Source organism: Streptomyces sp. NPDC101152 (assembly GCF_044768275.1).
Taxonomy (GTDB): Bacteria; Actinomycetota; Actinomycetes; order Streptomycetales; family Streptomycetaceae; genus Streptomyces.
In genome coordinates this window covers 1-2,798 of record NZ_JBIWPO010000129.1, presented here as the reverse complement: position 1 = coordinate 2,798, position 2,798 = coordinate 1, and the positions used below count along the sequence as shown (strand labels likewise).

General features: G+C 70.4%; 4 protein-coding genes. 1 reads left to right on the top strand and 3 read right to left on the bottom strand.

The genetic code is table 11. The features are described 5' to 3' along the window. Positions 1-46: 46 nt before the first annotated feature. Together ACIRVK_RS45430 and ACIRVK_RS45425 are read right to left on the bottom strand one after the other, a co-directional pair. Entirely contained in the window at positions 47-277 is a 231-nt protein-coding gene (locus ACIRVK_RS45430) for a transposase (RefSeq protein WP_404258028.1), read from the bottom strand. A gap of 238 nt (positions 278-515) precedes the next feature. After that, a complete protein-coding gene (locus tag ACIRVK_RS45425; protein WP_404258026.1) occupies positions 516-1,049 on the bottom strand; it encodes a polysaccharide deacetylase family protein in 534 nt (177 codons plus the stop codon). Positions 1,050-1,305: 256 nt separating this feature from the next. Here ACIRVK_RS45425 and ACIRVK_RS45420 point away from each other — a divergent pair, with 256 nt between their 5' ends. After that, positions 1,306-2,538 (top strand): alpha/beta hydrolase family protein, encoded by a 1,233-nt coding sequence (locus ACIRVK_RS45420; protein ID WP_404258024.1) that lies wholly within the window; start codon positions 1,306-1,308, stop codon positions 2,536-2,538. 23 nt (positions 2,539-2,561) lie between these two features. Here ACIRVK_RS45420 and ACIRVK_RS45415 read toward each other — a convergent pair. Beyond that, the coding region (locus ACIRVK_RS45415; RefSeq protein WP_404258022.1) for a hypothetical protein at positions 2,562-2,798 on the bottom strand (237 nt) is incomplete at its 5' end.

Genomic DNA, 2,798 nt, shown 5'->3' with positions numbered 1-2,798 from the left:
CTGGACCGAGATTCAACAAACAGACAACGCGGAAGGAACATGAGCATCATGCCGACGGAATGCCACAGGACCTGCGCTGAGAACACGACATCTCGACGGGGTTGAGGTCGGGTGAGTAGGCGGGCAGTAGGAACACGACCAGCCAGGCCCGTTCGGCGATCTGCTCACGTATTGCGTGGGAGACGTGGGTGTCGAGGCGGTCCCAGACCAGCACGATCGGCGCCTTGACGAGTTGGCGGACGCCGTCGATCAGCGCGATGAAGTCCCGCTCGCCCATGCTACGGCGTCCGTCCTTGCCGGCTCGGTGGGTGCGCAGGCGGTGGCACAGCCGGGTCCGAGAGCCGGAGCCGCACCGCGATCAGCCCGGCCACGGAAAGGCGTCCCGAGCGTCGGCCGCTCACCGTCTCGACCGGGGTGCGGCCGCGCGACCCCAGGTGCGTCCTTTGGGCGGCCGGCGAGTGAAGCCTGCCTCGTCCTCGAAGCAGATGTAGCCTCCGCAGGCCGCCCGGACCCTTCTACCTCGGCATCTCGGTGTCCTTGTCGCACACACCATAGGGCGGACGGAACAGCAACGGCGCAGTGCCGTAGTGCTCGGTGAGGACCTTCTGGTCCCCGCACACGTTCTCCTGGCGGGCCAGCGAGAGATGACTCATCACAGGATGATGCAGAGTGTGGTTCTGAATGTGGTTACCCAGCGCCTGCAGCGTTTTGAAGTACGCGTAGTCCGACTTGATGGCGTTCATCAGGAATATCGTGATGGGTGTCTTCAAGTCACGCACCATGGCTACGAACGCGGGGTCCCTTTCCAGTCCGCCGTCAATGGTGATGAAAACGACCCGCTGTGACGTCGATACCTGGGCGAACACCGGGACCTCACCGGTGGCAGAGAGTGAGATGGGCTTGTCCGCCGGAGGGTTCGGCGCCAAGCGCATCGGGGTCAGCCCCCACCTGTGCCAGGCGGTGGCGCAGTGCTGACGATGGTCGTGGTCGGCGGCGGCAGAAGCCCGCTGTGCATGGACGATGGCCAGCTCTCCTTGGCGGTCGGCCACGCCGAGTCCTCCGGCGCGACCTGCACGACGCGGAGACCGTCGGCGCCATTCCCACACGGAGCGACGCCGGTGCAGATCCCTTCCCACCGACTCCGCGTCAGCGCACCCCGATAGCGACGTCCCGGGTGCGACCCGATGCTGTGGATGTCAGGGTGATCGCAGTCAGCGGCTGCGAAGGGACGGTCACGTGAGGACGCCGAGGAACCTCCGCCCCCGGGCGCGCTGCTCTGGTGCGAGGGCGGTGCGCCTCGCCGGGATGCTTCTCACGGCGGCAGTCACGATCGTGCTCGTCATGGCGGCCGGCGGCTGTGCCGGTCAGCCGTCCGGGCCCGCCGCGAACGCGGCTGCCCGTCCGGCCCTGCCCCAGGTCTCGGTGGTCGACCACACCTATCAGGTGCCGCGGCCGCTGCCCCAGCGCCCTCCGGGCACGCTGATCGCCGCGACCGACCACGGACGTGACACCCGGTTCGGTGGCGCCCGGCGCTGGACCGTGCTCTACCACTCGGTGAACGCCCGCCGAGCCGACGTCCCCGTCAGCGGCACGGTCCTCGTCCCGCCGGGCGCACCGCCTCACGGCGGGTGGCCGGTGGTGTCCTGGGCGCACGGCACCACGGGCGTCGCCGACTCCTGTGCACCCTCGCAGCTGGCGAACCTGGGGTCCGACGCCTATGCCCAGGAGGTGCGCGCACTGCTGCAGGCCGGTTACGCGGTGACCGCTTCGGACTATCCGGGCCTGGGCACCCCCGGCATGCACACCTACCTGGTGGGCGCGGACGAGGGCAACGCGGTCGTGGACATCGTCACCGCCGCCCGCCAACTCCTGCCCGGCCTGGGAAACCTCTGGTTCGCGGTCGGGCACTCCCAGGGCGGGCAGGCCGCACTGTTCGCAGCCCGGGCTCCCGGCCGAGCGGGGGCCACCCGTCCTGCCGGTACGGTCGCCATCGCCCCGGCCAGCCACCTGGAAGCGATGCTGCCCGGCGTCAAGGCCTCGCACGTGCCCAGCGAGCTGTCCTTCGCCTTCTACGCACTGGCCGGTCTCAGCGCCACCGACCCCTCCCACACCCTGCCGTCACTGCTCGGGGCAACGGCGGCGGACGTCGCCGTCCGTTACCTTGCCCAGTGCCAGGCGGACGGCCACCAGGCGCTCAGTCACCTCGACACCGACCAGGCCCTGCCGCTGAGCACCGGCTCGCTTGCACGGGTCGGAGAACAGATGGGCGCCTACGGGGACCCCGACCGAGCCGCCGTCGCCACCGCGGTCATGGTCGTCCAGGGACAGGACGACCATGACGTGCCGCCCGTGTGGACCGTCGCCGTGGTCCAGAACCTGCGCCGCCTCGGCTCGCCCTCGGTCACCGCCCGCACGTATCCCGGCGCGGGCCACGACCAGGTCCTGGGCCGGTCGATCTGCGATCTCCTCGCCTTCCTCCACACCCACGCGGGGCCCACGCCCGGCCTCTGCGCCCCCTTCCGCACCACCGCGGGCTGAGGCGCGGCAGACAAGGCTCCCGATCAGTCGGACCGCCCGGCCGACACCGTCTCGAACCGCTTCGGGAGCCGATGGACGTCGCCGACGACCCTCGCCGGATCGGTGATCGTGTCGGTGGCGGACCCGGGAAGTCCCTCCTGCGCGCACCAGCGCTGCGGGAGGAGCAGGACGCCGGCCGTGAGCAGCAGCACGGTCCACAGCCGCAGGGTTCCGAGCTGGGACGCGTCGCCGATCAGGCCGGGCGCCAGATGCAGGCCCGT

Excerpts from the sequence above, each read along its gene's own strand:
- ACIRVK_RS45430 (WP_404258028.1), bottom strand. The coding sequence starts at position 277 with ATGGGCGAGCGGGACTTCATCGCGCTGATCGACGGCGTCCGCCAACTC.
- ACIRVK_RS45420 (WP_404258024.1), top strand. The coding sequence starts at position 1,306 with ATGCTTCTCACGGCGGCAGTCACGATCGTGCTCGTCATGGCGGCCGGC.